This is a genomic window from Candidatus Albibeggiatoa sp. nov. BB20, assembly GCA_016744725.1.
In the GTDB taxonomy this organism is placed as follows: domain Bacteria; phylum Pseudomonadota; class Gammaproteobacteria; order Beggiatoales; family Beggiatoaceae; genus Albibeggiatoa.
In genome coordinates this window covers 1-2,987 of sequence record JADGDW010000063.1, presented here as the reverse complement: position 1 = coordinate 2,987, position 2,987 = coordinate 1, and the positions used below count along the sequence as shown (strand labels likewise).

Below are 2,987 nucleotides of genomic sequence, written 5' to 3'. Positions count from 1 at the left end.
ACGTAATGCGGCATGTAATAAATGGGTTGCGGAGTGATGGCGTGCGGTGGCTTGACGTTGTTGGGTGTCAATTTCAGCGGTTAAACTCGCACCGACTTTTAAGTTTCCTTCAGCAAGCTGTCCCAAATGTACAAATGCTGAACTGACTTTTTGCGTATCCGATACTTTAAAAATTGCGTCGCCAAATTGTAATTGACCTGAATCACCGACTTGACCGCCAGATTCTGCATAAAATGGAGTTTGGTCTAAAATTACCCGACCTTGTTGACCTGCTTGTAATTGTTCCACCGCTTGACCATCTGCATATAAAGCAACAATTTTCGCGTTATCCGCAGTCTGTTCATAACCTGTGAAATCGGTTTCAAAATCTAACTCTTCATCCTGTTCCCAATCACCTTCAAATTTACTGGCAGCACGGGCGCGTTGGCGTTGGGCTTCCATTTCGGTTTCAAAGCCTGCCATATCTAAGTTTAAATGACGTTCGCGGGCAATATCATTGGTCAAATCAACAGGGAATCCATAAGTATCATAGAGTTTGAAAATAGTCGCGCCATCGATTTCCGCACCATTTAATCCTGCAATCGCTTGTTCTAATAGCTTCATGCCTTGGTCTAAAGTCTCAGCAAAACGCTGTTCTTCTTGTTTTAAAATACGCGCGGCTAAGGCTTTTGATTCACGTAATTCGGGATAAGCTTCACCCATTTGCTCATCTAACGCATCAACTAATTTGTAGAAAAACGCATCACGCATGCCTAATTTATGTCCGTGACGAATCGCGCGACGAATAATACGCCGTAACACATAACCGCGTCCCTCGTTGGAAGGCACAACCCCATCAATAATTAAAAACGCACAAGCACGAATATGATCGGCAATTACCCGCAAAGAGCCATTTTTATAGTCATGATTATTGGCAAGATTTCCAACTGCTTTAAGTAAGGCTTGGAATAAATCAATTTCGTAATTGCTGTGAACGCCTTGCAATACCGCAGATAAACGCTCTAAGCCCATACCCGTATCGACTGATGGTTTTGGCAATGGGGTTAATGTGCCGCTGGCATCACGGTTGTATTGCATAAATACCAGATTCCAGATTTCGATATAGCGATCGCCGTCTTCTTCAGGTGTACCAGGAGGCCCTCCCGCAACATGTTCGCCGTGATCGTAGAAAATCTCGGTGCAAGGTCCACAAGGCCCTGTATCACCCATCATCCAGAAGTTATCTTTTTTGCCACAACGTGATAAACGATTGGGGTCGATACCAATATGTTTGATCCATAAATCTTCAGCTTCTTGGTCTTCTTCATAGACTGTGACCCACAGTTTTTCTTTAGGAATTTTTAATACTTCGGTAATGAAATCCCAAGCAAATTCAATCGCTTCTTGTTTGAAATAATCACCAAAACTAAAATTCCCCAACATTTCAAAAAACGTATGATGTCGCGCGGTATAACCGACATTTTCTAAGTCATTGTGTTTGCCGCCAGCCCGCACACAGCGTTGACAGGAAGTTGCTCGCACATAGTCACGCGGTTCTAAGCCTAAAAAGGTTTCTTTGAATTGCACCATGCCCGCATTGGTAAACAATAGTGTGGGGTCATTGGCAGGCACAAGCGGACTACTTTTGACAATAGTATGTTGTTTTGATTGAAAATAATCTAAAAAGGCTTTTCTAATATCGGCGACGTTCGTAATCATAGTATTATTCAATTCACAAAAAGAGGGAGACTATAAGTTATTCTAATGGATTTAGACGATTTTTACGATTTTTGATTTGAAATTGAATTGTAAGTGATGGGGTTTTATAGTTTACTGTTCTAAGGTAAAAATAACCCTATAGTTTCTTGTTTTAACTCTATTTGATGAGCGTTTTTAAATATAGATCATATCAATATGAGGAAAAGTAATGAGATTAATATTGCGTATCATCAGCCTTCTTGGAGTCATTGTATTTTCTTTATTATTAGGGTTTAGTTATAGCGAGCAGGATAATATAGAAATATCAGCACAACATTTTGTTAAACAACAGATAGAGCTAAAAATCAGAGAAAAATATCAACATAGCAAAGTTTTCACATTCAAGGAAAAAGCACAATTCATTACTAATAAATTCCGAGATGAAGAACAAAAGATTAAAATGCTTCTTGAGAATGGTTTACCTGAGAAAATTGCCACTGTGATTGCAGCCATGTGTGGCTATGACTGTGAAAAGAAAAAGCAGCTTACCGAAACGATTACTCAGTCTTATACCAAACGTATACACCGTATTCAAAAAGCACAATATAACCTTCAAAATATGATTAAAGATCAATATGTCAAAGTTATTGGTAAATTATTAACTGATATACGTATTTTCTGTGCATCCAACGCCAGCCTATTTTTGTTCATATTGTTTATTTCCATTGTTTCAACAAAAGCAGAAAAATCCCTTCTTTTACCAACAATCTTGCTACTTATATCAATCATTGCAGCCTCATCTATGTATTTATTCGGGCAGGACTGGTTTTATACTATTATCTACAATGATTATATGGGATATAGCTATTTAATCTATGTTGGACTGATTTTTCTTTTTCTTATGGATATTACATTCAATAAAGCAATGGCGACAAGTACTATTATTTCAATGATTATCAATGCTATCGCTGTGGCACTCAATTCATCATGTGGATAGAAAGGAAAAGAGGAGTTAGTGACATAAAGCCTTGTAAATTGTCTTTGACTTTGAATTGACAGGAATTAAAAAATGAATAGAAAATTAGTCAGCTTTGACTGGGCAATCAAGAAATTACTCAGAAGCAAAACCAACTTTGGGATTTTGTCTGACTCCCAAATTCTATTTGGGAGTAATGCCGTGAAGCTCCGCTTCATGTAGTTATTTGGAATTGATGAGAAAACTTAACATATTGTTACCTGTCTACTGTACTTTACTGATACGGGAAGCAGAGCTTCCATTCAGTACTCCCAAATAGAATTTGGGAATCAGG

General features: G+C 38.3%; 2 protein-coding genes. One reads left to right on the top strand and one right to left on the bottom strand.

Features of this window, described 5'->3' with window-relative positions:
- Positions 1-1,698: alanine--tRNA ligase (alaS, locus tag ABXH34_RS08900; RefSeq protein ID WP_353571521.1), on the bottom strand; the 1,698-nt coding region annotated here is incomplete at its 3' end.
- Between the two features lie 208 nt (positions 1,699-1,906).
- Between alaS and ABXH34_RS08895 the strand changes: the two genes are divergently transcribed.
- Complete coding sequence (locus tag ABXH34_RS08895; protein WP_353571520.1) at positions 1,907-2,674, top strand: hypothetical protein; 768 nt, start codon at positions 1,907-1,909, stop codon at positions 2,672-2,674.
- Positions 2,675-2,987: the final 313 nt, after the last annotated feature.